Annotated in this window: 19 protein-coding genes; 11 read left to right on the top strand and 8 right to left on the bottom strand. The window is 72.2% G+C overall.

Translation table 11 applies throughout. The features are described from left to right. Window positions 1–101 precede the first annotated feature (101 nt). From ACFVFH_RS22400 to ACFVFH_RS22370, 7 genes are all read left to right on the top strand, one after another. Entirely contained in the window at window positions 102–965 is an 864-nt protein-coding gene (locus ACFVFH_RS22400; protein WP_383771485.1) for a hypothetical protein, read from the top strand. A gap of 130 nt (window positions 966–1,095) precedes the next feature. Further along, window positions 1,096–3,495 carry a Tex family protein gene (locus tag ACFVFH_RS22395; RefSeq protein WP_383771483.1) on the top strand — a complete coding sequence of 800 codons (2,400 nt, stop codon included), beginning with the start codon at window positions 1,096–1,098 and terminating at the stop codon, window positions 3,493–3,495. A gap of 457 nt (window positions 3,496–3,952) precedes the next feature. Then, a complete protein-coding gene (locus tag ACFVFH_RS22390) occupies window positions 3,953–5,563 on the top strand; it encodes an ABC transporter substrate-binding protein (RefSeq protein ID WP_383771481.1) in 1,611 nt (536 codons plus the stop codon). Further along, window positions 5,560–6,534, top strand: coding sequence for an ABC transporter permease (locus tag ACFVFH_RS22385; protein ID WP_383771479.1), 975 nt, complete (start codon window positions 5,560–5,562; stop codon window positions 6,532–6,534). Before ACFVFH_RS22390 ends, ACFVFH_RS22385 begins: the two co-directional genes overlap by 4 nt. Beyond that, window positions 6,531–7,439 (top strand): ABC transporter permease, encoded by a 909-nt coding sequence (locus ACFVFH_RS22380; RefSeq protein ID WP_383771477.1) that lies wholly within the window; start codon window positions 6,531–6,533, stop codon window positions 7,437–7,439. The genes ACFVFH_RS22385 and ACFVFH_RS22380 overlap by 4 nt, the downstream gene beginning before the upstream one ends. A gap of 11 nt (window positions 7,440–7,450) precedes the next feature. Beyond that, window positions 7,451–8,512: an ABC transporter ATP-binding protein gene (locus ACFVFH_RS22375; protein WP_383771563.1), complete on the top strand. Its 1,062-nt coding sequence runs from the start codon at window positions 7,451–7,453 to the stop codon at window positions 8,510–8,512. Beyond that, window positions 8,509–9,561: an ABC transporter ATP-binding protein gene (locus ACFVFH_RS22370; RefSeq protein ID WP_383771475.1), complete on the top strand. Its 1,053-nt coding sequence runs from the start codon at window positions 8,509–8,511 to the stop codon at window positions 9,559–9,561. The genes ACFVFH_RS22375 and ACFVFH_RS22370 overlap by 4 nt, the downstream gene beginning before the upstream one ends. Before the next feature lie 68 nt (window positions 9,562–9,629). Here the strand turns inward: ACFVFH_RS22370 and ACFVFH_RS22365 are convergent, their stop codons facing one another. From ACFVFH_RS22365 to ACFVFH_RS22345, 5 genes are all read right to left on the bottom strand, one after another. Continuing rightward, a complete protein-coding gene (locus ACFVFH_RS22365) occupies window positions 9,630–10,838 on the bottom strand; it encodes an amidohydrolase family protein (protein ID WP_383771473.1) in 1,209 nt (402 codons plus the stop codon). Between the two features lie 83 nt (window positions 10,839–10,921). Further along, the gene (locus ACFVFH_RS22360) at window positions 10,922–12,397 is read right to left on the bottom strand and encodes a chlorohydrolase family protein (protein ID WP_383771471.1); all 1,476 of its coding nucleotides are present in this window, start codon (window positions 12,395–12,397) and stop codon (window positions 10,922–10,924) included. A gap of 215 nt (window positions 12,398–12,612) precedes the next feature. Beyond that, on the bottom strand, window positions 12,613–14,250 hold the full coding sequence (locus ACFVFH_RS22355) for an ABC-F family ATP-binding cassette domain-containing protein (protein ID WP_383771469.1): 1,638 nt from the start codon (window positions 14,248–14,250) through the stop codon (window positions 12,613–12,615). A gap of 92 nt (window positions 14,251–14,342) precedes the next feature. Continuing rightward, window positions 14,343–16,112 carry a BCCT family transporter gene (locus ACFVFH_RS22350; RefSeq protein ID WP_383771467.1) on the bottom strand — a complete coding sequence of 590 codons (1,770 nt, stop codon included), beginning with the start codon at window positions 16,110–16,112 and terminating at the stop codon, window positions 14,343–14,345. Between the two features lie 121 nt (window positions 16,113–16,233). Further along, window positions 16,234–18,228, bottom strand: a complete 1,995-nt coding sequence (locus tag ACFVFH_RS22345; RefSeq protein WP_383771465.1) for a Xaa-Pro dipeptidyl-peptidase — start codon at window positions 18,226–18,228, stop codon at window positions 16,234–16,236. 212 nt (window positions 18,229–18,440) lie between these two features. Here ACFVFH_RS22345 and ACFVFH_RS22340 point away from each other — a divergent pair, with 212 nt between their 5' ends. Beyond that, window positions 18,441–19,934, top strand: a complete 1,494-nt coding sequence (locus ACFVFH_RS22340; RefSeq protein WP_383771463.1) for a M1 family metallopeptidase — start codon at window positions 18,441–18,443, stop codon at window positions 19,932–19,934. A 153-nt stretch (window positions 19,935–20,087) separates the two neighbouring features. After that, entirely contained in the window at window positions 20,088–21,137 is a 1,050-nt protein-coding gene (locus ACFVFH_RS22335; protein ID WP_383771461.1) for a LacI family DNA-binding transcriptional regulator, read from the top strand. On the opposite strand, the gene ACFVFH_RS22330 is transcribed toward ACFVFH_RS22335, so the two are convergent. Next, entirely contained in the window at window positions 21,138–22,016 is an 879-nt protein-coding gene (locus ACFVFH_RS22330; protein WP_383771459.1) for an oxygenase MpaB family protein, read from the bottom strand. Window positions 22,017–22,310: 294 nt separating this feature from the next. Between ACFVFH_RS22330 and ACFVFH_RS22325 the strand changes: the two genes are divergently transcribed. Beyond that, window positions 22,311–23,285: an oxygenase MpaB family protein gene (locus ACFVFH_RS22325; RefSeq protein WP_383771457.1), complete on the top strand. Its 975-nt coding sequence runs from the start codon at window positions 22,311–22,313 to the stop codon at window positions 23,283–23,285. On the opposite strand, the gene ACFVFH_RS22320 is transcribed toward ACFVFH_RS22325, so the two are convergent. Both ACFVFH_RS22320 and ACFVFH_RS22315 read right to left on the bottom strand, forming a co-directional pair. After that, the gene (locus ACFVFH_RS22320) at window positions 23,203–23,835 is read right to left on the bottom strand and encodes a TetR/AcrR family transcriptional regulator (protein WP_383771455.1); all 633 of its coding nucleotides are present in this window, start codon (window positions 23,833–23,835) and stop codon (window positions 23,203–23,205) included. The genes ACFVFH_RS22325 and ACFVFH_RS22320 overlap by 83 nt on opposite strands. A 269-nt stretch (window positions 23,836–24,104) precedes the next feature. Continuing rightward, window positions 24,105–24,581, bottom strand: coding sequence for a macro domain-containing protein (locus ACFVFH_RS22315; protein WP_383771453.1), 477 nt, complete (start codon window positions 24,579–24,581; stop codon window positions 24,105–24,107). A 125-nt stretch (window positions 24,582–24,706) separates the two neighbouring features. On the opposite strand from ACFVFH_RS22315, the gene ACFVFH_RS22310 reads away from it, so the two are divergent. Further along, window positions 24,707–25,438 carry a MerR family transcriptional regulator gene (locus ACFVFH_RS22310; RefSeq protein ID WP_383771451.1) on the top strand — a complete coding sequence of 244 codons (732 nt, stop codon included), beginning with the start codon at window positions 24,707–24,709 and terminating at the stop codon, window positions 25,436–25,438. Window positions 25,439–25,466: the final 28 nt, after the last annotated feature.

Here is a 25,466-nt window from a genome sequence, read left to right as displayed (position 1 = left end):
CAATGACGAGAATCCCACCTTTCCTGCCGTCTCGCGCTCCGGCCGGATCCGGGCGCCGTCCGGGGATACCAGCCGTACCGACCAGTCGGTAATCTGCCCTCATGAGTACTCTGCCGCCTCGCGCCGGACGCCGCTGCCACCACGCCGTCAACCCGCTCCACTCGACGGTCTACTTCTCCCCCGACCTCGGCAAGGAGCTGGGGGAACTGGGCATCACGGACCCCAACGCCGCCTACTTCGCCACGCGTTCGGCGGCGATGGGCGCCGTCGGACCGGGCACGGTCACCGCCGCGTTCTACAACTTCAACCACGACCTCGTGGCCCGGCACCTGCCCGCCGTGTGGTCCGTCGCCTCGCCGCAGGCGGTCCTGGACGCCCGGCTGCGCGCCGCCGACGCCACCCTGCGACGGCTGCTGGGCGAGGAGGCGATCGCCTCCCCGGAGCTGGCCGAGGCCGCCGGGCTGGCGCTGCGCGCGGCCGAGGGGTGCACCCGGCACGCCCGGCCGCTCTACGCCGCCCACGCCGATCTCCCGGTGCCCGACGAACCGCATCTGGCGTACTGGCACGCCGGCGGGCTGCTGCGCGAACACCGCGGCGACGGCCACATCGCCGCCCTGCTGGCCGCCGGGCTCGACCCGCTGGAGGCCCTGGTCAGCCACACGGCGACCGGCAAGGGGATGTCCCCGGCCTGGATACTCACCACCCGCGGCTGGGCCGGCGACGACTGGGACGCGGCCCGCGAACGGCTGCGCGGGCGCGGACTCCTGGACGCCGAGGGCGAGTTGACGGAGGCGGGCGTCGCGCTGCGGACGGAGCTGGAGGAGGCCACGGACCGGATGGACGCGGCCCCGTACGAGCGTCTGGGCGCGGCGGGCGTGGAGCGGCTGACCGAGCTGACGCGGGGGTTCCTGTTCACCGCGGCGTCGGCGGGCGCCTTCCCGGAGGACCTGATGGGCAAGGGCTGAGCCGCCGTCCGGCCGACTACGGGGTGGCCGGGCGACACGGCGCCCGGCCACCCGGCACAATGCACGAAGGGGCCCCGCCCCGGCATGCACAGCCAGTAGAGCCAGTACGAGAAGGCGAGTCGGTAGAACCGTGACGACGTCCATCGAAGGCAGGATCGCCGAGGAGCTCGGCGTACGCGAACGGCAGGTGAAGGCGGCCGTCGAGCTGCTCGACGGCGGGTCGACCGTGCCGTTCATCGCGCGCTACCGCAAGGAAGCGACCGAGATGCTCGACGACGCGCAGCTGCGTACGTTGGAGGAGCGGTTGCGCTATCTGCGGGAGCTGGAGGACCGCCGGTCGGCGATCCTCGACTCGGTACGCGAGCAGGGCAAACTGGACGCGGCGCTGGAGGCGCGGATCCGGGGGGCCGACACCAAGGCACGCCTTGAGGACATCTATCTGCCGTTCAAGCCCAAGCGGCGCACGAAGGCCCAGATCGCCCGGGAGGCCGGGCTCGAACCGCTCGCCGACCGCCTGCTCGGCGACCCGTCGGCCGAGCCGCTCGCCGTCGCCGCCGCCTTCGCCGACGCCGACAAGGGCGTCACGGACGGCGCGGCGGCGCTGGAGGGGGCCCGCGCCATCCTCACCGAGCGGTTCTCCGAGGACGCCGATCTGATCGGTGAGCTGCGTGAGCGCATGTGGTCGCGCGGTCGGCTGGCGGCCAGGGTGCGGGACGGCAAGGAGGAGGCGGGCGCGAAGTTCGCCGACTACTTCGACTTCACCGAGCCGTTCACCGCACTGCCCTCGCACCGGGTGCTGGCGATGCTGCGCGGCGAGAAGGAGGACGTGCTCGATCTGGTCCTGGAGCCGGAGGAGCCCTCCGGGACGCCGGGCCCCTCGACGTACGAGAACATGGTCGCCCGGCGCTTCGGGGTGGCCGACCGCGGGCGCCCCGGCGACAAGTGGCTCGGCGACACCGTGCGCTGGGCCTGGCGGACCAGGATCCTGGTGCACCTCGGCATCGATCTGCGGCTGCGGCTGCGCACCGCGGCGGAGGACGAGGCGGTCCGCGTCTTCGCGTCGAACCTGCGCGATCTGCTGCTCGCCGCACCGGCCGGTACCCGGGCCACGCTCGGGCTCGACCCCGGTTTCCGTACCGGGGTGAAGGTGGCGGTGGTCGACGCGACCGGCAAGGTCGTGGCGACCGACGTCATCCATCCGCACGTCCCGGCGAACAAGTGGGACCAGTCGCTGGCCAGGCTGGAGCAGCTGGCGAAGGCCCACGACGTCGATCTGATCGCGATCGGCAACGGAACGGCCTCCCGCGAGACGGACAAGCTCGCCGGTGAGCTCATCGACAGGCACCCCGAGCTGAAGCTCACCAAGGTGATGGTGTCCGAGGCGGGCGCCTCGGTGTATTCGGCGTCGGCCTTCGCCTCGCAGGAACTCCCCGACATGGACGTGTCGTTGCGCGGCGCCGTCTCCATCGCGCGTCGGCTCCAGGACCCGCTCGCCGAACTGGTGAAGATCGACCCGAAGTCGATCGGGGTGGGCCAGTACCAGCACGACCTGTCCGAGGTGAAGCTGTCGCGTTCGCTGGACGCGGTCGTCGAGGACTGTGTGAACGGTGTCGGTGTCGACGTCAACACCGCCTCCGCCCCGTTGCTCTCGCGGGTGTCGGGGATCGGCTCGGGGCTCGCCGAGAACATCGTCGCGCACCGCGACGCCAACGGCCCCTTCCGCTCCCGCCGGGCGCTGAAGGACGTGGCCCGGCTGGGTCCGAAGGCGTACGAGCAGTGCGCGGGGTTCCTGCGCATCCGGGGCGACGATCCGCTGGACGCGTCGAGCGTGCACCCGGAGGCGTATCCGGTGGTGCGGGCGATGGTGAAGCGGACCGGCGGCGACGTCGCCTCGCTGATCGGCAACTCGGGTGTGCTGCGGTCGCTGCGGGCCGACGACTTCGTGGACGAGAAGTTCGGTCTGCCGACGGTCACCGACATCCTGAAGGAGCTGGAGAAGCCGGGGCGCGACCCCCGTCCGGCGTTCAGGACGGCCACCTTCAAGGAGGGCGTCGAGAAGATCGGTGACCTGGCGTCCGGGATGGTGCTGGAGGGCGTCGTCACCAATGTCGCGGCGTTCGGCGCGTTCGTGGACATCGGTGTGCATCAGGACGGCCTGGTGCACGTGTCGGCGATGTCGCGGACGTTCGTGAAGGACCCGAGGGACGTGGTGAAGCCGGGCGACATCGTCAAGGTCAAGGTCATGGACGTCGACGTCCCGCGGAAGCGGATCTCGCTGACGCTGCGGCTGGACGACGAGGCGGCGGCCGGTTCGGGCTCCCCGGGCGGCAGGTCCGGGCGCGAGCGCGGTGAGCGCGGCTCCCAGGGCGGCCGGCCGCCGAGGCAGCGCCAGGGGCAGGGCGGTCAGGACCGCGACCGGCGCGGCGGCGGCTCCGCCCGCCAGACCCCGGCGCCGGTGAACAGCGCGATGGCGGACGCCCTGCGGCGGGCCGGACTGACCGACCCCGACCAGGGCGGCAGGAAGCGCTAGGGCGGGAAGGGGCGGGCCCCGCGGGGCCCGCCCCCTTTTTTGTCTCCTCCCGGGCCGGGTGAGTGCGCCCCGGTCCTGAACAGCTCCGCGCCGGACCGCGAAGTGGGGTCTCCTTCGCACCACCGGCATCCATTTCGCGCCATGCGCGCCCCCTCGCCCGCCCGGCGCCTCCCGAAGCGCCGGGCCGCCTTCCGGTAGGCACCCGGGCCCCCTGGATCGGTATACCAAAACGGTCTCGGTCGAGCATGAGCTCCAGCACTACATGAGACGCCTTGACCGGTATATCCAGCAAGATTCCAGCACTTACGGCAAACGGCATCTCATATTCCGATTGACGTTCGACCCTTCTGGTATACCGTTGCGCCTCAACAGCGTGCACCCGCGTCGGCGGCCGTCCGACCGCCCTGCCGTTCCGCTCCACCCTGCCGTCCTGCCGTACCGAAGGAGGCTTGTTCCCGTGCGTCGAATTCCGGCCACTCTCTCGGTGGCCGCCCTGCTGGTGATCACCACCGCGTGCAGCTCGCTCTCGCCCCCGGGCAAGGAAACCGCCGCCCGTGCGCGGCTCACCGACATGCGTCCCGTCCGCGACGGCGGCACGGTCACGATCGGGCTGAAGTCCGATCCCGACATGCTCGACCCGAGCCTGACCTCCACCCTGGTCGCCCGCACCGTGTTCGCGTCCATGTGCGAACAGCTCTACGACGTGGACCAGAACAACAAGTTCGTACCGCAGCTCGCCGCCTCGATGCCGAGGATCACCGACGGGGGCAGGACCTTCACCTTCGACGTCCGCAAGGACGCCACCTTCAGCGACGGTGCCCGGCTGGACGCGAAGGCCGTGAAGACCTCGCTCGACCGCCATCTGCATCTGCGTGGATCCGGGCGTGCCTCCGAGATCGACTCCGTGGAGAAGGTCACGGCGATCGGCCCCTACACCGTGCGGCTCTCGCTGAGCCACCCCGACGTCCCGCTGCTGGGACGGCTGGCCAACACGGCCGGACTCATCATGTCCCCCGAGGCGCTCAAGACGTACGGCAGGAAGTTCGCCACCCATCCCTCGTGCGTGGGCCCGTTCCGGTACGTCGACCGGGTGGTCGGCGACCGGATCGAGCTGGCGAAGGACCCGCTGTACTACGACGCGGACAAGGTCCACCTGGACCGTGTCATCTACAAGACGATCACCGACGGGAACATCCGGATGGCCAACATCCGGTCCGGCGACGTCCAGATCGGCGACCAGATGGGCCCGGTCGAGGTGCGCAACTCCCTGGGCGAGAAGGGCCTCCAGCTCCTCGACACCCCCTCGCTCGGCTACATGGCCCTGACCCTGAACGTCGGCAATGCGCACGGCATCGACAAGGACCCCGGCCCCGTCGACACCCCCTTCGGCCGCGACGTGCGGGTCCGGGAGGCCTTCGACCTCTCCCTGGACCGGGAGCTGATCAACAAGCTGGTCTTCCAGGGCATGTACGGGCCGGCCTGCGGCCCGGTGCCCCCGGGGACCCCGCTCAGCACCCCGCTCACCTGTCCGGGACGGGACGTGGCCAAGGCCCGACGGCTGCTGAAGGCGGCCGGGGTGAGAACGCCGGTGCCGCTGGAGCTGATGATCAACACGACTCCGGACGACAGCCGCCTCGGCCAGGTCGTCCAGGCCATGGCCGCCGACGCCGGGTTCGACGTCCGGCTGCGGCCCACCGAGTTCGCCACCGGCCTCACCCGCACCCTCGCGGGCGACTTCGAGGCACGGACGGGCGGCTGGGGCGGCCAGCCGGATCCGGCGGGCAACATCGACAGCCTCGTCGGCACCCGGGGCAGCAACAACCAGGGCAAGCTCTCGGACCCGACGATCGACCGGCTGATCGTCGAGGGCCGCAGCACCTCGGACGTCGCCGAACGCCGCGAGATCTACCGCAGGCTCACCACCGCGATCAACAAGCAGCACGGGGTCATCTACCTCTACCGGAACATCAACTACGTCTCCGCCTCGCAGGACGTGAGCGGGATCAAGCTCTCCGGTGACGGCCTGATCAAGGTCAAGGAAGCCGGCTACACGAAGGGGAGCCGGTGAAGACCCCGCGCGGACTGCTCACGTCCTATGCGAGCCGCCGGATCGGCATGTCCCTGGTGACCATGGTGCTGGTGAGCATCACCGTCTTCCTCGGGGTCCGCGCGATGCCCGGAGACACCGCCCAGGCACTCGCCGGTGAGCAGACCTCCCCGGAGGTACTGGCCGCGATCCGCCAGGAGTACGGGCTCGACGACAACATCGCGGTCCAGTACTGGCGTTACGTCAGCCACGCGGTCACCGGCGACTTCGGCACCTCGGCCCGCACCGGGCTCCCCGTGCTGGACTCCATCACCCAGGCGCTGCCCATCACCCTCGAACTGGCCGCGCTCTCCCTGCTGATGGCCGTGGTCGTCGGGATCGGCGCCGGGGTGCTGGCCGCCGTCCGGCGCGGCAGGCCGGAGGAGTGGCTGGCCAACGGCATCGCCCTGCTCGGCATGTCGGTGCCCTCCTTCTGGCTCGGCATCGTGCTGGTGCTGGTCTTCGCCATCGCCATGCCCGTCTTCGCGGCCTCCGGATTCGTGCCGTTCAGCACCGATCCGCTGGAGAACCTGCGCCGGCTGGTCCTGCCCGCCGTGGTGCTCGGCTCCGGCCTCGCCGCGGTGGTGATGCGCCAGACCCGGGCGGCGATGCTCGACGCGATGTCCTCGGACTACGTGCGCACCGCACGGGCCAAGGGGCTGGCCCCGGCCGCCGTGATCGGCCGGCACGGGCTGCGCAACTCGCTCGTCACCGTGATCACCGTGCTGGGCCTGCAACTGGGCCAGCTGATCTCCGGTGCCGTCGTCACCGAACAGGTCTTCGTCCTGCCGGGTTTCGGCAAGCTCACCATCGACGCGGTCTTCACCCGTGACTACGCGATGGTCCAGGGCGTGGTGCTGTTCACCTCGGCCGCCTACATCCTGATCAATCTGCTCGTCGACTTCCTGTACTCGGTGGTCGATCCGCGCATCCGGCTCGGAGGTTCCCGATGACCCTCGCCCCGTCCCCGGCGCCGCCCGCGGCCGCCGCCACGACGCGGCCCTCCCCGGTCCGCCTGGCGCGTCCGGCCGCCGCCCTGCGCCGGCTGCGCCGCAACCGCCTGGCACTGGTCGGCGCGGTGCTCGCCGCCGTCTTCGTGCTCGTCGCGCTCCTTTCGCCGCTGCTGGCCCCGTACGACCCCGCCCGGCCGGACTTCGACGCCGCGCTGGCCGAACCCGGCTGGTCGCACTGGCTCGGCACCGACGACCTGGGCCGCGACCAGCTCTCCCGGGTGCTGGTGGGGGTCACCGCGTCCATGCAGGTCGGCGTGTTGGCGGTACTGCTGGCCTTCGTGATCGCCGTCCCGCTCGGGCTGGTCGCCGGGTACTACGGCCGGTTCGCCGACACGGTGGTCTCCCGGCTGACCGACACCATGCTGGCCTTTCCCTTCCTGGTGCTGGCCGTCGGACTCGCCGCGGTGCTGGGCCCCTCGCTGGAGAACGCGACCCTCGCGATCGGGATCTCCCAGATCCCGGGGATCGTCCGCGTCACCCGCGCCGAGACCCTGCGGCTCAAGCACCTGGACTACGTCGGCGCCGCGATCGCCAACGGAGCCGGGGACGGCGTGGTCCTCTTCCGCCACATCCTGCCGAACGCGACCTCGACACTCATCGTGCAGGCCACCGTCGGCATCCCGTCCGCGATCATCGGGGAGGCGGTGCTCAGCTTCCTCGGACTCGGGGTGCAGCCGCCCGACCCCTCGCTCGGCGTGATGCTCTCCAGCGCCCAGCCCTTCATCGCGGACGCGCCCTGGATGGCGGTCTTCCCCGGCCTGGTCATCGTGCTCGCCACGCTGGCGTTCAACCTGCTCGGTGACGGCGTACGCGACGTCCTCGACCCCCGCGGAGGCTCCCGGTGACCGAAGTCGACATGCCCACCACGCCGGTGCCCGCGCCCCGGGACGGCTCCGGGCCCGTGCTCCGGGTCCGCGACCTGACCGTCTCCTTCCACGGCGCGGAACGCACCGTGCACGCCGTGGACGGGGTGTCCTACGATCTGTCCCCCGGCGAAGTGCTGGCCGTGGTCGGCGAGTCGGGATGCGGCAAGTCCGTCACCTCCATGGCCGTGATGGGGCTGCTGCCGCCGACCGCGCGGATCGGCGGGTCGATCACCCTGGACGGCCAGGAACTGGTCGGTGCCCCGGAGAGGCGGCTGCGCTCGCTGCGCGGCCGCCGGCTCTCGATGATCTTCCAGGAGCCGATGACCTCCCTCAATCCCGTGCTCACCATCGGCCGGCAGATCACCGAGGTCCTGCGCCGGCACCAGGGCATGGGCCGGGGCGAGGCGAGGGAGCGGGCCGTCGAACTGCTCGGTGTCGTCGGCATCCCGGCCCCCCGCAAGCGGGTGGACGAGTATCCGCACCAGCTCTCCGGCGGCATGCGGCAACGGGTGATGATCGCCATCGCGGTGGCCTGCGACCCGGCGGTACTGATCGCGGACGAACCGACGACCGCGCTCGACGTCACCGTGCAGGCGGGCATCCTCGATGTGCTGCGCTCCCTGCGGGACCGGCTCGGCACGGCCATCGTGCTCATCACCCACGACCTCGGGGTCGTCGCGGACACCGCGGACCGGGTCCTGGTGATGTACGCGGGCCGTCCGGTCGAACAGGCCCCGGTGGACGAACTGTTCGCCGCGCCGCGCCACCCGTACACCCGGGGTCTGCTCGGTGCCGTTCTGCGGCCCGGCAGCCGGGGCGCGGGCGGCCGGGCCAGGCTGGACGAGATTCCCGGGCTGGTGCCGGACCTGCGCGAACAGCCGGTGGGCTGCGGTTTCGCCCCCCGGTGCGCGTCCGCCGAAGCGGACTGCCTGGCGGCCCGTCCCCCGCTGTCGCCATCCGGCGGCAGCCATGCGACCGCCTGCTTCCACCCGGCCGGCGCGGCCGGTGCCGACCCGTCCCGACCCGACGCGAGCAAGGGAACCCTCCGATGACCGCCAGCCCCAACCCGCCCGCCGGAGCGGCGGGGGCCGTCACCCCGGTGCTGGCCGTGCGCGACCTCGAACGGCACTTCGACGGGGCCGGCGGCACCGTGAAGGCGGTGGACGGCGTCTCGTTGACGATCCTGCCCGGTGAGGTCGTCGGCCTCGTCGGGGAGTCGGGCAGCGGCAAGTCGACCGTGGGACGCTGTGTGGTCCGCCTGGACCGGCCGACCGCCGGCAGCGTGGAGATCGCCGGCACCGACGTCACCACGCTCTCACCGCGTGCGCTCAGGCCACTGCGCAAGGACTTCCACCTGGTGTTCCAGGATCCCTCGTCCTCGCTCAACCCCCGGATGACGATCGGCCGGATCATCGCGGAACCGCTCCGGCTGCACGGCATGGCGGACCGCGCCGGGGCCGCGCGGCGGGTGGCGGAGCTGCTCCGCCAGGTCGGCCTGCGGCCCGAGCTGGCGGACCGCAACCCCCATGAGCTGTCCGGCGGTCAGCGCCAGCGCGTCTCCATCGCCCGTGCCCTGTCGGTCGATCCGGCCCTGCTGGTGGCCGACGAGCCGACCTCGGCGCTCGACGTGTCCGTCCAGGCCTCCGTGCTCAACCTGCTCGCGGACCTCCAGCGCGACCGGGGCTTCGGCTGCCTCTTCATCACCCACGACCTGGCGGCGGTGGAGTATCTGGCGGACCGCATCGCGGTGATGTACCTGGGGCGGATCGTCGAACAGGCCCCGGCGGCCGAGCTGTTCGCCACGCCCCGCCATCCGTACACGCGGGCGCTGCTGTCCGCGGCCCCGGTGCCCGACCCCACCGTGCAGCGGGACCGCCGCAGGATCGTGCTCGGCGGCGATCTGCCGAGCCCGCTGGACCCGCCGCCCGGCTGCCACTTCCACACCCGGTGCCCACTGGCCACCGACCGCTGCCGTACCGAGTCGCCGGTGCTGCGCACCCTGCCCGGTGCGGCCGGTGCGGGGTCGGCGCCGCGTCAGGTGGCGTGTCACCTCGTCGCGGACGACGGCACCGTGCCGGATGCCGCGAAGGCGGTCGCGTAACGCCGGGGGCCGATGTGCCGGAGCCCGTCCATCGTGCGGTGGACGGGCTCCGGCACGTCGGCCCGGGGTCAGCCGACGAGCTCCAGGCCGTCCGCGACGACGCGTCCGGCGTGCAGCACCGTACGGTCGCCGCCGCGGTCCATCACGGCGGACACCACCGTCTCGCCGTCGACCAGCAGCAGATCGGCGGCGTCGCCCACCGACACCCCGGGCCGGTCGGCCACCGACGCCAGGCGCGACAGCTCCGGACGCAGGATCGAGGCGCCGCCCCGGCCCGCGACGGCCATGCAGTGCTCGATCAGCTCGTCGGCGCGGTAGCGATTGGTGAAGGCCAGTTGCCAGGTGCGGTCCAGCATGTCCCCGTTGCCGTACGGAGACCAGAAGTCGCGCTGGCCGTCCTCGCCGAGGCCGACCCGCACACCGGCGGCGGTCAGCTCCGCGAGCGGCAGGGCGCGGTGCTGCGCGGGTGCGACGGTCGCCATCGCGATGTCCAGCTCCGCGAACTCCTCGATCAGCCGTCGGGTCGTCGCCTCGTCGACCCCGCCGAGGTCGTAGGCGTGCGAGAGCGTGACCTGGCCGGCCATGCCGAGGGCACGCACCCGCTCCAGGACGAGGTCGACGCTGAACACGCCCAGCGGGCCGGGCTCGTGGAGGTGGATGTCGACCGGTGCGCGGTGGCGCTCGGCGAGGCCGAAGACGATGTCCAGATGGCGTACCGGGTCCCGGTCCAGGGTGCAGGGGTCGATGCCGCCGACCACGGCCGCGCCCGCGGACAGGGCCTGGTCCATCAGCTCCGGCACGCCCTTCTCCTTGAGCAGACCGGCCTGCGGGAAGGCCATGATCTCGACCTCGCACCGCCCGGCGTGCGCCTCCTTGGCGGCGAGCACGCCCTCGAAGCGTTCGAGGCCGCAGTCCGCGTCGATCTGCGCATAGCTGCGGACGCGGGTGGTACCGCGCTCGATCATGCGGCCCAGGGTGTATGTGGCCCGCTCGGCGACGCTCCATTCGTCCTCGCGCCAGTGGGCGCGGTCGTTCATGGTCATGGCCCAGACGCCGGGGGCGCCGGTGTGCGGGCGGAAGGGCAGCCCGATGCGGGTGGAGTCCAGGTGGCAGTGGACGTCGGAGAACGACGGCAGCGCGAGCCGTCCGCGTCCCGCCACGGTGTCGTCCGGCACGGCCCGGTCCGGGTCGTGCGGGGTGATCGCGGTGATCGCACCGTTCTCGATCTCGATGTCGCACGGCTCGCCGCCCCACGGGCGGACGTCGGTGATCAGCATGGTGCATCTCCTCGTATCGGGCACCGGAACTCGGGGGAACGGCCGCCGCACGGCCCCGCGGGGCCGCGGCCGACGGATGCGGGTCAGGCGCCGGCCGCCCCGAACGGCGGGAAGGTCGGCGGGAACAGCTCCTGGGTGCCGCGCCGCAGCGCGTCGCGCTCGCTGTACGCCGCACGCATCCGCTCGAAGAGGCTCTGGGCGCGCCGGCGCAGGCCGGCCGTGTCGATGCCGGGGATCCGGCCGTCGGTCATGACCGGGCGTCCCGCGACGACGGAGTGGGTGGCCTGGCGGGCGGTGCCGTTCAGGAGGAATGTGCGGACGGGGTCGTCCTGGACGCCGTCGCGGATGTCGTCCAGCCGGAAGGCGACCAGGTCCGCCTGGGCGCCCGGCTCCAGCCGTCCGAGGTCGGCGCGGCCCAGCGCGCGGGCGCCGCCGAGGGTGGCGGCCTCGACGTAGTGCTCGGCGGGTGCCGCGTCCGGGCGTCCGTCGACGAGCTTCGCGAGGTGGACGCCGAGGTCCATGCCCCGGATCAGGTCCGGCGGGAAGGAGTCGGTGCCCAGGCAGAGATTGACGCCCGCCCGCCGGTACGCCTCGAAGGAGTGCAGCATCTGGCCGTAGCGCAGGGAGGTCTGGGGGCAGTGGACGACCGAGACGCCGGCGGCCGCGAGCGTCGCCAGGTCGCCCCGGTCCTCGCCGTGCACGGCGGGGTGCCGGTCGATCACGATGCCGTGCGGGACGAGGAGCCGGGTGTCCAGCAGGCCGGTGCGTTCGAGCAGCCGCAGGGGGGTGGTGCCGTGCAGCTGCCGCACCAGCTCCCGCTCGTGCAGGCCCTGGAGGCAGTGCAGCCGTACGAGGGTGTCGCGCCGCCGGGCGACCGCGGCGGTCTCCCGCAGCAGCTCCTCGGTGAGCGTCTCGATGCGGCACGGCAGCAGCACGCCGTTGACCAGCGGGTCGTCCAGTCCGGCCGCGTGGTCGAGGAAGCGCACGGCGTCCCGGAGCCCGGCGCGGCCGCGGTCCTCGTCGAACGCGACGCCGCGGCTGCCGTCGGGCATCGTCACGTTCACTCCGGACCGGTAGGCGGGTCCCAGATACCCCCGCAGGCCGATCCGCCGGGAGATCCGCGCCATGGTGACGAGTTCCTCGTACGGCTCCGCCCAGGCACTGTGGACCTCCGACGCGATCGGCATGTAGGTGGTGATGCCGTGCAGGGCGAGCTGGACGAGCGCGTACGTGCGGACGGTGGCCCGCTCCTGCGCCGTGAGGACGTCGTGGCGCCGGTCGATGAAGTACTCCCGCGACCAGAGGAGTCCGGGGCCGGTCCCCGGCGGCACCCAGGAGTCCAGGACGAGGTGGTCGATGTCGGTGAGGGCGTCCAGGTCGATGAGGCCGGGCATCACCAGCGCCTCGCCGAGGTCCAGCTCCGCGTCCACCGGTCCGTCGTACCCCGTTCCGACGTACACGATGGTGTCCGCGTCCCACACGATCTCGCCGTCGCGCAGCAGCGCGTGGCCGCCGTCGCGGTGGGCGAGGACGTGGGTCGCGCGCCAGCGGGTTCGCACGGGGCCTCCTGCGGGTGCGTGCCGGGTCCGTCACGGCCGGACGGCGGTCCTTGACCGGACCGACACTAACACTTGGCATACCAAATCCCGAGGCCGGTACCATACAAGCCACCCACGCATACGGGCTCCACTCAGGGGGCGCCGGTCGGCGTGGGGCACGGGCTCGGGAAGAGCGCCCTATTCGGCATACCAGAATCGGCCGACGGGGGCCGGGGTCAGACCTCGGTCACCCTTCCCGCCGCCACCTCGACGCGTCGGGTGGTCCGTACCGCCTCCAGCATGCGCCGGTCGTGGGTGACCAGCAGCAGCGTCCCGGTGTACGAGTCCAGCGCCGATTCCAGCTGCTCGATCGCGGGCAGGTCGAGGTGGTTGGTCGGCTCGTCGAGCACCAGGAGGTTGACGCCCCTGCCCTGGAGCAGGGCCAGCGCCGACCGGGTGCGTTCCCCCGGGGAGAGGGTCGTGGCGGGGCGCGTCACATGGTCGGCGCGCAGGCCGAACTTGGCGAGCAGCGTGCGCACTTCGGCCGGTTCGGTGTCCGGCACGGCCGCGCAGAACGCCTCCAGGAGCGACTCCGTGCCGTGGAACAGCTTGCGGGCCTGGTCGACCTCGCCGACCACCACGCCCGAGCCGAGCGCCGCGTGGCCGGAGTCCAGCGGGAGGCGGCCGAGCAGCGCGGCGAGCAGCGTGGACTTGCCCGCTCCGTTGGCGCCGGTGATGGCGACCCGGTCCGCCCAGTCGATCTGGAGCGACGCCGGGCCGAAGGCGAACTCGCCGCGCACGGCCCGCGCTTCGCGCAGCGTGGCCACGACCGAGCCGGAACGGGGTGCGGAGGCGATCTCCATCCGCAGTTCCCATTCCTTGCGCGGTTCGTCGACGACGTCGAGCCGTTCGATCATGCGCTGGGTCTGCCGGGCCTTCGCCGCCTGCTTCTCGCTCGACTCGCTGCGGAACTTGCGGCCGAGCTTGTCGGAGTCCGTGGCCTTGCGGCGGGCGTTCTTGACGCCCTTGTCCATCCAGGAACGCTGCATCTGGGCGCGCCCTTCGAGGGCGGCGCGCTTGTCGGCGTACTCCTCGAACTCCTCGCGGGCGTGCCTGCGGGCCCGCTCGCGCTCCTCCAGATAGGCCGCGTAGCCACCGCCGTAGAGGTTGATCTGCTGCTGGGCCAGGTCCAGTTCGAGGACCTTGGTGACCGTGCGCATCAAAAATTCGCGGTCGTGGCTGATGACCACCGTGCCCGCGCGGAGCCCCGAGACATAGCGCTCCAGCCGCTCCAGACCGTCCAGGTCCAGGTCGTTGGTGGGCTCGTCCAGCAGGAAGACGTCGTAGCGGGACAGGAGGAGGGAGGCCAGGCCGGCGCGGGCGGCCTGGCCGCCGGAGAGCGCGGTCATCGGCAGGTCGAGACCGACGGTCAGCCCGAGGTCGGCCGCGACCTCCTCGGCGCGCTCGTCCAGGTCGGCGCCGCCGAGGGCCAGCCAGCGCTCCAGCGTCTCGGAGTACGCGTCGTCGGCGCCCGGCGCCCCGTCGACGAGGCCCTGGGTCGCGGCGTCCATCGCCGCCTGGGCCCCCGCGACACCGGTGCGGCGGGCCAGGAACTCCCGCACGGTCTCCCCCTCGCGCCTCTCCGGCTCCTGCGGGAGGTGCCCGACGGTCGCGGTGGGCGGGGAGAGCCGCAGCTCGCCCTCCTCCGGCCGGTCGAGCCCGGCCAGGAGCCTGAGCAGGGAGGATTTTCCGGCCCCGTTGACACCGACGAGACCGATCACGTCACCGGGCGCGACGACGAGGTCGAGTCCGGCGAAGAGTGTGCGGTCGCCGTGTCCGGCGGCGAGGTCCTTGGCGACGAGAGTGGCAGTCATCAGGGTGCCGATCCTAGTCGCCGCCGGGGGCGGGGCGGCCCGGCCGGTCCCGCTCCGGCCGGGGTGCGGGCGTCCCGGCCGGAGCGCTGCCCTCAGCCGTCCCCCGGCGGGCCCTCCGGGGCCGCGGTACCCGGCTCCCCGCCGTGGTCCCCGTGGAGCCCGGTGGTGACCTGGCTGCCGCCCGGACCGATCCGGATCTCGAAGTCCCCGGCGTACTTCGCGTGGCCCTCGATGACCGCGGACTCGACCGCCTCCACACCGAATTCGCGCCGCACGATCAGCGGGTCCTGGCGCAGGTCCCGCATCAGCGCCACGCACATGCCGATCATGACGAGGGTGAACGGCGCGGCGACCAGGATCGTCAGGTTCTGGAGTCCGGCGAGCGCGTCGCCCTTGCCGTTGCCGATGAGGAGCATGACCGCGGCCACGGCGCCGGTGACCACGCCCCAGAAGACGACGACCCAGGTGGCCGGTTCGAGGATGCCCCTCTGGGAGAGCGTGCCCATGACGATGGAGGCGGCGTCTGCGCCCGACACGAAGAAGATGCCGACCAGGATCATCACCAGCAGGCTCATCACCGTGGCGATCGGGAACTGCTGGAGCACACCGAAGAGCTGGGCCTCCTGGGTGACGGCCTTGCCGAGCCGGCCGGCCTCCTGGAGGTCGATCGCCGTGCCTCCGAAGATCGCGAACCAGACCAGGCTGACGGTGCTGGGCACCAGGATGACTCCGCCGATGAACTGGCGGATGGTCCGGCCGCGGCTGATCCGGGCGATGAACATGCCGACGAAGGGCGTCCAGGAGATCCACCAGGCCCAGTAGAAGACGGTCCAGTTGCCGAGCCACTCGGCCACGTCGCCCTTGCCGGTCGCTTCGGTGCGCCCGGCGAGCTGGGCCAGATTGCCGAAGTACGCGGCGATCGACGTGGGCAGCAGGTCGAGCACGATGATGGTGGGGCCCACGACGAAGACGAAGACGGCCAGAACCAGGGCGAGCACCATGTTGGTGTTGGAGAGCCACTGGATGCCCCGCTCCACGCCGGAGACCGCCGAGGCGACGAAGGCCACGGTCAGCACGGCGATGATCAGGACCAGGAGTCCGGTGCCGGTCGTCTCCTTCCAGTGCAGTTCGTGGAAGCCGCTGCCGATCTGGAGGGCGCCGAGGCCCAGCGACGCGGCGGAGCCGAAGAGGGTGGCGAAGATGGCGAGGATGTCGATCAGCCGGCCGAGGCCGCCGTGGGCGTGCCGGGTCCCGATGAGCGGCTCGAAGACCGCGCTGATCGTCTGCCGTCTGCGGCGCCGGAAGGTGCTGTACGCGATGGCCAGACCGACCACGGCGTAGATCGCCCAGGGGTGGAGCGTCCAGTGGAACAGGGTGGTGGCCATCGCCGTCTGCATAGCGTCGGCGGCGTCGAAGGGGTGCGTGCCGGGCGGCGGGTTGGTGAAGTGGGCGAGCGGCTCGCTGACCCCGTAGAACATCAGGCCGATCCCCATCCCGGCGCTGAACATCATGGCGACCCAGGACACGGTGCGGAATTCGGGCTCCTCCCCCTCCTGGCCGAGGGAGATCTTGCCGTAGCGGCTGACGGCGAGCCAGAGCGCGAAGACCACGAAGCCGGAGGCGGCGAGCATGAAGGCCCAGCCGCCGTTGTGGATCAGCCCGTCGAGCATGGAGCTGGAGACGTCCTCCAGCGAGTCGGTGGCGGTGGCTCCCCAGACCACGAAGGCGAGGGTGAGGACGGCGGTGACACCGAACACCACCCGGTCCGTCGTGGGATGCCGGTCCTGGGCCGGGTCGCCGGGGAGCTCCGCCGTCACCGGCAGTTCACCCCGGCCGCCCGTTCTCTGTTCGTCCTGCGACACGGATGGCGCCTTTCACGGAAGCAGTTTTTTCACTCTCCGTAGGCAGTACCACACGCGGCGCTCACCTCAGTGGACCAACAAGCCGTACCGTCGGCCCGGTCCGGAGGTTCGGCGGCGGATGTCAGGAGTGCGTGCCTCCCGGGACACGCGGGACGGGGCGCGGCGACGTCACGCCGGGGACCTCGGCCGCCCGGGGCGGGGCGGCCGGGGCGACCGAGCCCGTGGTGGCGCGGACGAAGGCGCCGGTGCCGCCGACGAACGGCAGCTTCGCGGACGTGCGGGCCAGGTCGAGGGTGAGCGTGGGCGTGGAGTCCGGCGGGTCGATGAGGTCCCGGTCGGTGCCCGCGACGATCAGGGCGAGGCGGTGTCCGGCCGGGACGACGTGGTCGGTGGCCGCCAGGTCGAGGGTGATCGTGTACGCCCGGCCCGGGGTCAGGGGGCGGCCCTTGCCCGCGGAGGCGTAGGTGCCGAGGTCGGCCCAGCCCCGGCTGACCACGGTCCGGTCGACGGCGGTGGTGTCGGCGCCGGTCTTCCTGTAGCAGGAGCTGTCCCCGGCCGTGCTCGGGCCCCAGCAGTCGCGGTCGGTGAGGGTGGTGATGCCCTCGCCGGAGGAGCCGTAGTCGCGGATGGTGTCCGGACCGATGTCGACGAGGACCGCCGAGAGATGGGCGGTCGAGGTGGTCGGGGTGGCGGTGACGGTGACGGTGGACGATCCGGAGAGCCGCAGGTCGGCGGTGAGCGGCGCGGTGCGGAAACCGGCCTTGGCGCCCGTGGAGCGGTCCAGGTCGGCGGCCCAGTCCGTCTCGCTCTGCGCCGGGTCGTCGGTGAACGTCTCGGTGGTGCCGGGGCGGGCGGGGCGCAGGGCCAGGGTGCCGACGCCCGGCGTGCTCCCGGCGGTGGGACGCACGGTGGTGGCGTGCGTGGCGCGGGGCGGCCAGACCCGGTCGGTGGACCACTGGTCGGGGTGGCGTTCGATGTCGGCCATCGGTTCCCGGTCGATGCCGTTGGCGTAGCCGAGGAGGTAGTGGTCGAACCAGCGGTGCAAGGTGTCGACCCACTCGGCGCGCCGGTAGTCGAAGGGGTCGACGTGTCCGGTCTGGGAGAGCCAGATCTTGCGTTCCACGCCCCGGTCCGCGAGCGCGTCCCACCACTGGCCGAGGTGCTTGGTGCGGACGTTGAGGTCCTGCATGCCGTGGACGGCGAAGACACTGGCCCGTACCTTGCGGGCGTCCTTCGCGTAGTCGCGCGCGGCCCACTGCGGCGTCCAGTCGCCGGTGCGCGGCGCCCCGTCGACGATCCGCTGCTGGGCGGCGGCGCAGCGCCCGCGCGCCTCGGGGCTCTCCACGTAGTCGGAGAGCCATTCGGGTCCGCTGTCGTAGAGGGGGGCGCCCTGGGCGAAGTAGTAGTCGTACCAGGAGGAGATGGCGCTGATCGGCACGATGGTCCGCAGCCCGTCCACACCGGTCGCCGCGACCCCGTTGGCGATGGTGCCGTCGTAGCTCTTGCCGATCATTCCGGTGCGGCCGTTCGACCAGCCCGCCGCGGCGCGGGTGGAGCCGGTGCGGCTGGTGTAGCCGCGGGCGCGCCCGTTCAGCCAGTCGATCACGGCCTTGGCGGACTGCACGTCGGAGCGGCCTCCGACGTCGATGCAGCCGTCGGAGCGGTTGGTTCCGGCCAGATCGACGGCGACGAAGGCGTAGCCGCGCGGCACGAAGTAGTTGTCGTAGTGGAGCGGGAAGCCGACCGGCCGCCCGTCGGCGTCGTAGGTCTTGAGCTGGCTCTCGTTGCCGCGCCCGCAGCAGGAGTAGTACGGGCTGGCGTCCATGATCACGGGGATCTTCCGGCCCCGCGCGGCGGGTTCCCGGGGCCGGATGATGTCGGCGGCGACACGGTCGGTCCGGCCGTCCCCGTCGCCGTCCAGCCCGGTGTCGACCCAGACCGATTCGCGGACGGCGTCCGCGTACGAGTAGACGGGCCTGCTCTCCTGCGGCCGGGCCTGGCGGGGGCCCGCGCCCTGCGCGCCCGCCGGGGAGAGCAGCACGGCCATCAGGGCGGCGACGGCCGCCACCACCAGCGATCTGTACCTCGGAAGGGGACCTCGCGCACATGTCGGCATGCGCGGAAGGTACCCCGGGTCAACTCCCGTGCGACAGAGGGCGATCAGCGGAAGATACGGCATGATCATGGCGCAAAGGTGACGGTCGCCGTGGCGGCCGAATGGCGATCGTGTGACAGCTGTGGCCATGGACACCACTGGTGCGGCAGTCGCTGAATAGTCTCGACGTGACGGTTCGAAGGATCATTCGCCCCGACCACTTGGAGTATTCCGTGCACCGCAGACTCATCGTCCCGAGCGCACTCGCGGCCTCCCTGCTGCTGGCGGTCCCGGCCTCGGCCTCCGGAGGCACCGTGGGCGCCCCGGGCATCGGCGACCCCTACTACCCGGCCAGTGGCAACGGCGGCTACGACGTCTCGCACTACGACCTGCGGCTGAAGTACCAGCCCGCGACCGATCTGCTGGAGGGCACGGCGACGATCCTCGCCACGACCACCCAGGAACTCTCCCGTTTCAACCTGGACTTCGGGCTGGACGTCTCCGAGGTCCGGGTGAACGGCAAGAAGGCCGGCCATGTGAAGAACGGCGAGCAGGAGCTGGAGATCACCCCGGCCGCCCCGCTGCCGAAGGGCAAGGCCGTCTCGGTGGTCGTGCGTTACGCCGGGAAGCCCTCCGAGGTGAAGATCAACGGCTGGACGTCCTGGGTCCGCACCCCGGACGGCGCGGTGGCCGCCCAGGAGCCGGAGTCGGCCGCGTGGTGGTTCCCCAGCAACGACCACCCGCTGGACAAGGCGACGTACGACATCTCCGTCTCCGTCCCGGACGGCACCCAGGCGATCAGCAACGGCACGCTGCAGTCGCGGAGTTCGAAGCTCGGCTGGACCCGCTTCGACTGGCGTTCCAGCAAGCCGCAGGCGACGTATCTGACGACGCTGGCGGTCGGGAAGTTCGACATCACCACGGACACCACCTCGGACGGGCTGCCGGTCGTCAACGCCTACAGCAAGGACCTCGGCGCCAACGCCGGGGCCGCCCGCGCCAGCATCGAGCGGAGCGCCGAGGTCGCCGAGTGGCTGACGGAGGTCTTCGGGCCGTACCCCTTCGACGCGCTGGGCGGATACTCCCCCAATGTGACCAGCGGCTTCGCGCTGGAGACCCAGACCCGGCCCTTCTACAGCCCGAAGCAGTTCGCCAACGGGGCGAACGTGTCGGTGGTCGTCCATGAGCTGGCGCACCAGTGGTACGGCGACAGCGTGTCGCTGAAGGGCTGGAAGGACATCTGGATCAACGAGGGCTTCGCCCGTTACAGCCAGTGGCTCTGGTCGGAGAAGGAGGGCGAGGGAACCGCGCGGGAGCTGGCGGACTACACCTACGCCCAGCACCCGGCCGACGACCCCTTCTGGACGGTGAAGCCCGGCGACCCGGGCCCCGACGACCAGTTCGACACGGCCGTCTACGACCGGGGCGCCCTGGCCCTCCAGGCGCTGCGCGAGGAACTGGGCGACGAGACTTTCTTCGCGCTGCTGAAGGGCTGGCCCGCCGAGCACGCCTACGGGAACGCGAGCGTGAACGACTTCGTCTCCTACGCGGAGCGGGTCTCGGGCAAGCCGCTCGTTGCCCTCTTCGACGCCTGGCTGTTCCGCCCGACCCGGCCCGAGGCCCTCGGGGCGGCCGGGGCGCATGCCCTGCGCGCCGCCGGAAAGCCCGCGCGGCCCGCGTCCTGGACGAAGATCGAGGCGACGAACTCCGTGCACGACCACCGCTGACGGATCCGGACGCCACCGCCCCTCTCCCCGGGGCGGTGGCGTCCGGCGGCGGGGCGGGGGCTCCGGGGCGGCCCTTATAGGCTGACGGTGTCGGTGCTGTCCGGCCGGCCCGGCCGTGTACCGGCCCGATCCCGCGTGTACGAGGAGCGTCACTTGTCCGGTCCGTCCCACGATGCCGTTCGCGATGCCCGCCCCACCCTGGAGGCCGTGGCGGCCCGCGCCGGGGTCTCACGGGCGACGGCCTCCCGGGTGGTGAACGGCGGGGCCGGGGTGCGCAAGCCGCTGGTGGACCAGGTGCGCAAGGCGGTCGAGGAGCTCGGCTACGTACCGAACCACGCCGCGCGGACCCTGGTCACCCGGCGCAACGGCGCGGTCGCCGTGATCATCGACGAGCCGGAGTTCCGTATCTTCTCCGACCCGTTCTTCTCCCGGCAGATCCGTGGCATCAGCCGTGAACTCACCTTGCACGACTCCCAGTTGGTGCTGCTACTGGTCGAGGGGCGGGGGGACTTCGACCGGGTCGCCCGCTATCTGGCCGGTGGCCATGTGGACGGCGTGCTGGCGTTCTCGCTGCACACCGACGACGGGCTCCCCGCGATCATCCGCCGGTTCCGGGTTCCGGCGGTCTATGGCGGCCGGCCCGGCCGGCCGGGCGCCGCCGACGGGCCGCCCGTCCCGTACGTCGACTGCGACAACCGCGGCGGCGCGGCCGAGGCGGTACGCCATCTGGTCGCCCTGGGGCGGCGGCGGATCGCGCACATCGCCGGACCGCGCGACCAGACCTCGGCGCTGGACCGGGTCGACGGCTACTTCGACGTGCTGCCCGACGGCGATCCGACCCTGGTCGCGGACGGGGACTTCACCGTCGAGGGCGGTGCGCGGGCGATGGCGGAGCTGCTCGGCCGCCACCCCGGCCTGGACGCGGTCTTCGCCGCGAACGACCTGATGGCCTCGGGCGCGCTGCGGGTGCTGCGCGAGCGCGGCCGGAGCGTGCCGGACGAGGTGGCCCTGGTCGGCTTCGACGACATGGTGTCCATAGCCGAGTCCACCGACCCTCCGCTGACGACGGTCCGTCAGGACGTGGAGGGCATGGGCCGGTTGATGGTGCGGATGCTGATGAATCTGCTGAGCGAGGAGGCGGGGGGCGACGACCGGGCGTCGGTCATCACCCCGACCGAGCTGGTGCGCCGGGCCTCCGCCTGATCACCGCCCCGCCCGGACGGCCCGGCGGTGGGCCGCCCGCGCCCGGCGCGCGTAGGGCAGATAGCGCAGCCGCTCGGGGAGCACGGGCACCACGCGCCGCACCACCCAGCCGAACCGCCGGAGCGCCCGCTCCTGGCCGTCCGTCCACTCCAGCCCGATGGCCTCCCGCGCCTCCGGGGGCATCAGCCCGATGGTGACGAAGCGCCGGAACCGGGCCAGCGGCGGGAACAGCAGCGGCCACAGCGCCCTCAGCAGCAGCCTGAGCGCCAGCGGCCCGCGGTCCGGCGGCGGTACGGGACGGTCGGTGGCGACCAGGTCCTCGACGACTGCGGTCGGCCCGATCTCCTCGGCGAGCATCCTGCGGTAGTACGGCCAGAACTCCTCGATCGTCTGTGGCATGTCCCGGTCGTGGATGCCGAGGATCCGGCCGACCCGGAGCCACTCCCGGTACAGGGCCCGCTCCTGCGCCGGGGTCAGCGGCCGGACGAGATAGCGCGCGGCGTGCTGGTAGACGGGGAAGCCGGTGGCGTGCACCCACGCGTAGTTGGCGGGCGACAGCGCGTGGTAGCGACGCCCCCGGGTGTCGGTGCCCTGGATGGTGCGGTGCAGCCGGCGCAGCCTGCGTCCCTCCTCGGCCGCCGCCTCGCCCCCGTACACCCAGAGCTGGAGCGAGCGCAGGGACCTCTCACCGCGCCCCCACGGGTCCGTGCGGAAGACGGAGTGCTCGTCCACACCGGCGCCGACCGCCGGGTGGGCGACCTGGAGGGTGAGCGCGGCGGGCAGCATCAGCAGGGCCCGGATGTCGCCCGAGAGGCTCCAGAGCACGCCGCCGGGCGGCGGCGGTGCGGGATTGCGGGCTTCGGCGGCTGAACTGCTCATCTCGGTGCTCCCGACGGTCGACGGGCGCGCGGCCCGGCGCCCGGCCCCCTGCGAGATCCAGTATGCGAGTGCTCCGGAAGTCCCGCGCACCGGCCCCCGCGGCCGTGGTCGCGGGTCCGCCCGTCGGCGGTGTTGACGGAACTCGTGAAACAAGTCGATAGTATTTGTAACTTTGACTCCCGGGCCGGATGGTTCGTCAGATTTCTTGCATGACAGGTGAGTTGGGACGCCGATCGGCGGCAGCCCACAGGAACGGTCCCGCGGGGAGTCGGCACCCGGACAGGAGAGCGCATCATGGGCCGATACAGCCGCCTGCACGAGATACGCCGGATGGATCCGGCACACGACTACGCGGAGATCCTCCGGCTGATCTCCGCGTACGAGTTCCCCTGGGACTACCGGCAGGGGGTGAGCGTCGCCTTCCTCCGGGACTACGGCGTCCCCCGGATCTCCGTGCTCCTCGACCGGACCCAGGAGTTCGAGCGGGCCGGACAGAAGCGGTACGACGACACGGTGCTGATCGGGTACGAGATGGCCGTCGACGGCTTCGACTCGGAGCGCGGGCGGGCGGCCGCCCGTCATCTCAACCGGATCCACGGCAGGTACAGGATCCCGAACGACGACTTCCGCTATGTCCTCGCGACCACGGTCGTGGGGCCGAAGCGCTGGATCGACCGGTTCGGCTGGCGGCCCCTGTGCGCCCAGGAGGTCCAGGCGCTGGTGGAGGCCGGACGCAGGACGGGGGCGATGATGGGCATCGAGGGGGTGCCCGAGACGTACGAGGACTTCGAACGGCTCCTCGACTCCTACGAGGAGCGGATGTTCGCGTACGACCCGGCGAACCGGCGGGTCGCGAACGCCACCTTCCGCGTGATCGCGAGCTGGTACCCGCGTCCGCTGCGGCCCCTGGTGGCACGGATGGCGCTCGCGGTGCTGGACGAGCCGCTGCTGGCGGCGCTGGGCTTCCGGCCGCAGCCGCGGTGGGTGCGGAGCTCCGCGTCGGCCGCTCTGCGGCTGCGCGCCCGCTGTGTCCGCCTGCTGCCGGCCCGGCCCCGCGGGCTCCCGGCGCGCCCGCGGCCCCGCACGTACCCCTTCGGCTGGCGGCTCGACGACCTCGGTCCGCACTGGGCCGCCGGCCGCCCCGTGGAGCCGCTGCCCGACGAGGTGGACGGCGGGACGGGAGGCGCTACCCGGCGGCGAGCAGCGGCACCAGATAGCGGCGGGCGAACGCCCGCACCCGGGTGTCGTCGTCCAGCTCGAAACAGCTGACGGGGTTGAGGAGGAAGGAGACGGTGATCCGCACCATCAGTTCGGCGACCGGGGTCGGATCGCTGACCGGCCGCCCCTCGGCGCGCCGGGCCTCGCGCAGCCGGTCGGCCAGGTACGCACGGATGGCGAGGAAGGCCGGTCCGCTCTCCAGGGTCAGGAACGGCAGCATCGTCTCGGGCTCCAGCCGCAGCAGACCGCCGATGAGCGGATGCTCGCGGATGTGCCGGAGCACCGCGGTGAAGCCCTCGACGAGCCGGTCCTCCGTCGTCGGCAGCGCGGCCACCGCCTCGTCCACCTCCACCACGAAGCGGCGGTACTCCCGCAGCAGACAGGCGGAGACGAGGCCGTCCTTGTTGCCGATCCGCCGGTACACGGTCACCCGGGAGACCCTGGCGCGCTTGGCGACGTCGTCGACGGTGGAGCGGCGCAGCCCGAAGGTCGTGAACTGCTCGCGCGCCGCGTCCAGGATCCGCTCGCTCAGCGCGTCGGAGGGCGGCGCGGCGCGGAGCGCCAGGGCCAGTCCCGCCTCGTCGGTGCTCCCTGCGGTCATGGGCCCTCCCCCGTTCCTGCGCGTCCACCCCACCATAGGAGCCGATACGGAGTGACTCACCCCGTATCCCTGTATCCATGCGGGCAGGGTGCCGGGCCGATGGCGGTGCCGTCGTGCGTGCCGTCCTTCATCTTCCGGCCGGTCACGCTTCTTCCGGCCGGTCACGATCGCGTGACCGTCGAAGGCCCCGGCGATCACGGCGGGACCGGCCCGGGAGAAAGGGCAGGCATGCGAGCAGCGGCCCGAGCGCGAGGAGGGCGAGGCGGCCCTCAGTCGAAGTCGTACACCGTCACCGCTATGTCCCGGGCGGTCAGCCGCTTCTCTATCAGGGGCTCGACGCGGGACCACGTCCCGCCCGCCAGCCCGCAGCCGATCCGCGGCATGTGGACCGAGGCCCCCAGCTCCTGCGCCCGGTCGGCCACCGCGCCCAGCGCCGTGTCGATCGCCTCGTAACGCACCGGGACTCCGTTGCTGCCCCTGCGCATCCCCCGCTGGCCCACCGCGTTGGCCACCCAGGTGTACGGGTCCACCTGCACGAACTGCACCGCGCCGAGGCCGAAGTCGTTGCCCGCGCGCTCGCGGTGCCACCGACGGTAGGCCGCTTCGGGCTCGGGCCAGCGGCGCGAGAGCGCCAGGACGAATCCCTTGCCCCAGCCGCCGAGGTCGTTGCAGACATGGACGATCAGCTTGACGCCCTTGCCGTGGGGCGCTGTCGCGTCCCCCTTGATGTAGGTAATCCCGGACATGGCTTCAGGTTAGGCGGTGCCTCTGACAACGGGCACTTTCACATCACTGGTGAGACAGCAATACTGTTGCACCGAGGTGGATCACGCGCACGGCGTCCCCCCAGGGCCGGACACGAGGAGCAGATATGGCGACCGGGGCCGAGGAGCCCACGCTCACCGTCGACGAGCTGGCGGCGCGCGCCGGGGTGACCGTGCGTACGGTGCGTTTCTACAGCACCCGCGGGCTGCTGCCGCCCCCGGTCATCGGAGCGCGCCGGGTGGGCCATTACGGCCACGAGCACCTCTCCCGGCTGGCGCTCATCGAGGAGCTCCAGCACCAGGGCATGACGCTGGCCGCGATCGAACGGTATCTGGAGCAGCTGCCGCCGGACCTGAGCGCGCACGACCTGGCGATCCACCGGGCCCTGGTGGCCTCCTGGGCGCCGGACTCCGCGGAGGACGCGACCCGGGCGGAGCTGGAGCGGCGGGCGGGCCGGGCGCTGACCGGGCAGGACATCGCGCGGCTGGCCGCGATGGGGGTGCTGGAGCGCGCGGAGCCGGTCGACGGCAATTACCGGGTGGACCCGGGGCTGCTGCGGCTCGGGGTCGAGCTGCTCGGCGTGCCGATCGCGCACGAGACGATCCTGGCCGCCCGCACGGTTCTGCTGGAGCACTCCCGGTCCGCCGCGCAGGAGCTGACCCGGCTGTTCCGGGACGAGGTGTGGGGTCCCTACCGGGAGCGGGAGTCGGACCCTGAGCACGTGGCGGCGATGAAGTCGCTGTCCGCCCATATGCAGCCCATGGTGCTCCAGGCGCTGGTGACCGCCTTCCAGCGGTCGTTGAAGGAGGAGCTGCGGGCCGCGTTCACGGCTCAGTGAACGCGGCCCGCGGTCCGGTCGTGGACGT

Origin of the sequence: Streptomyces sp. NPDC057697, assembly GCF_042799335.1 — a bacterium.
Classification (GTDB): domain Bacteria; phylum Actinomycetota; class Actinomycetes; order Streptomycetales; family Streptomycetaceae; genus Streptomyces.
The sequence above is the reverse complement of the archived record's forward strand: the minus strand, read 5'-3'. Positions and strand labels throughout refer to the sequence as shown.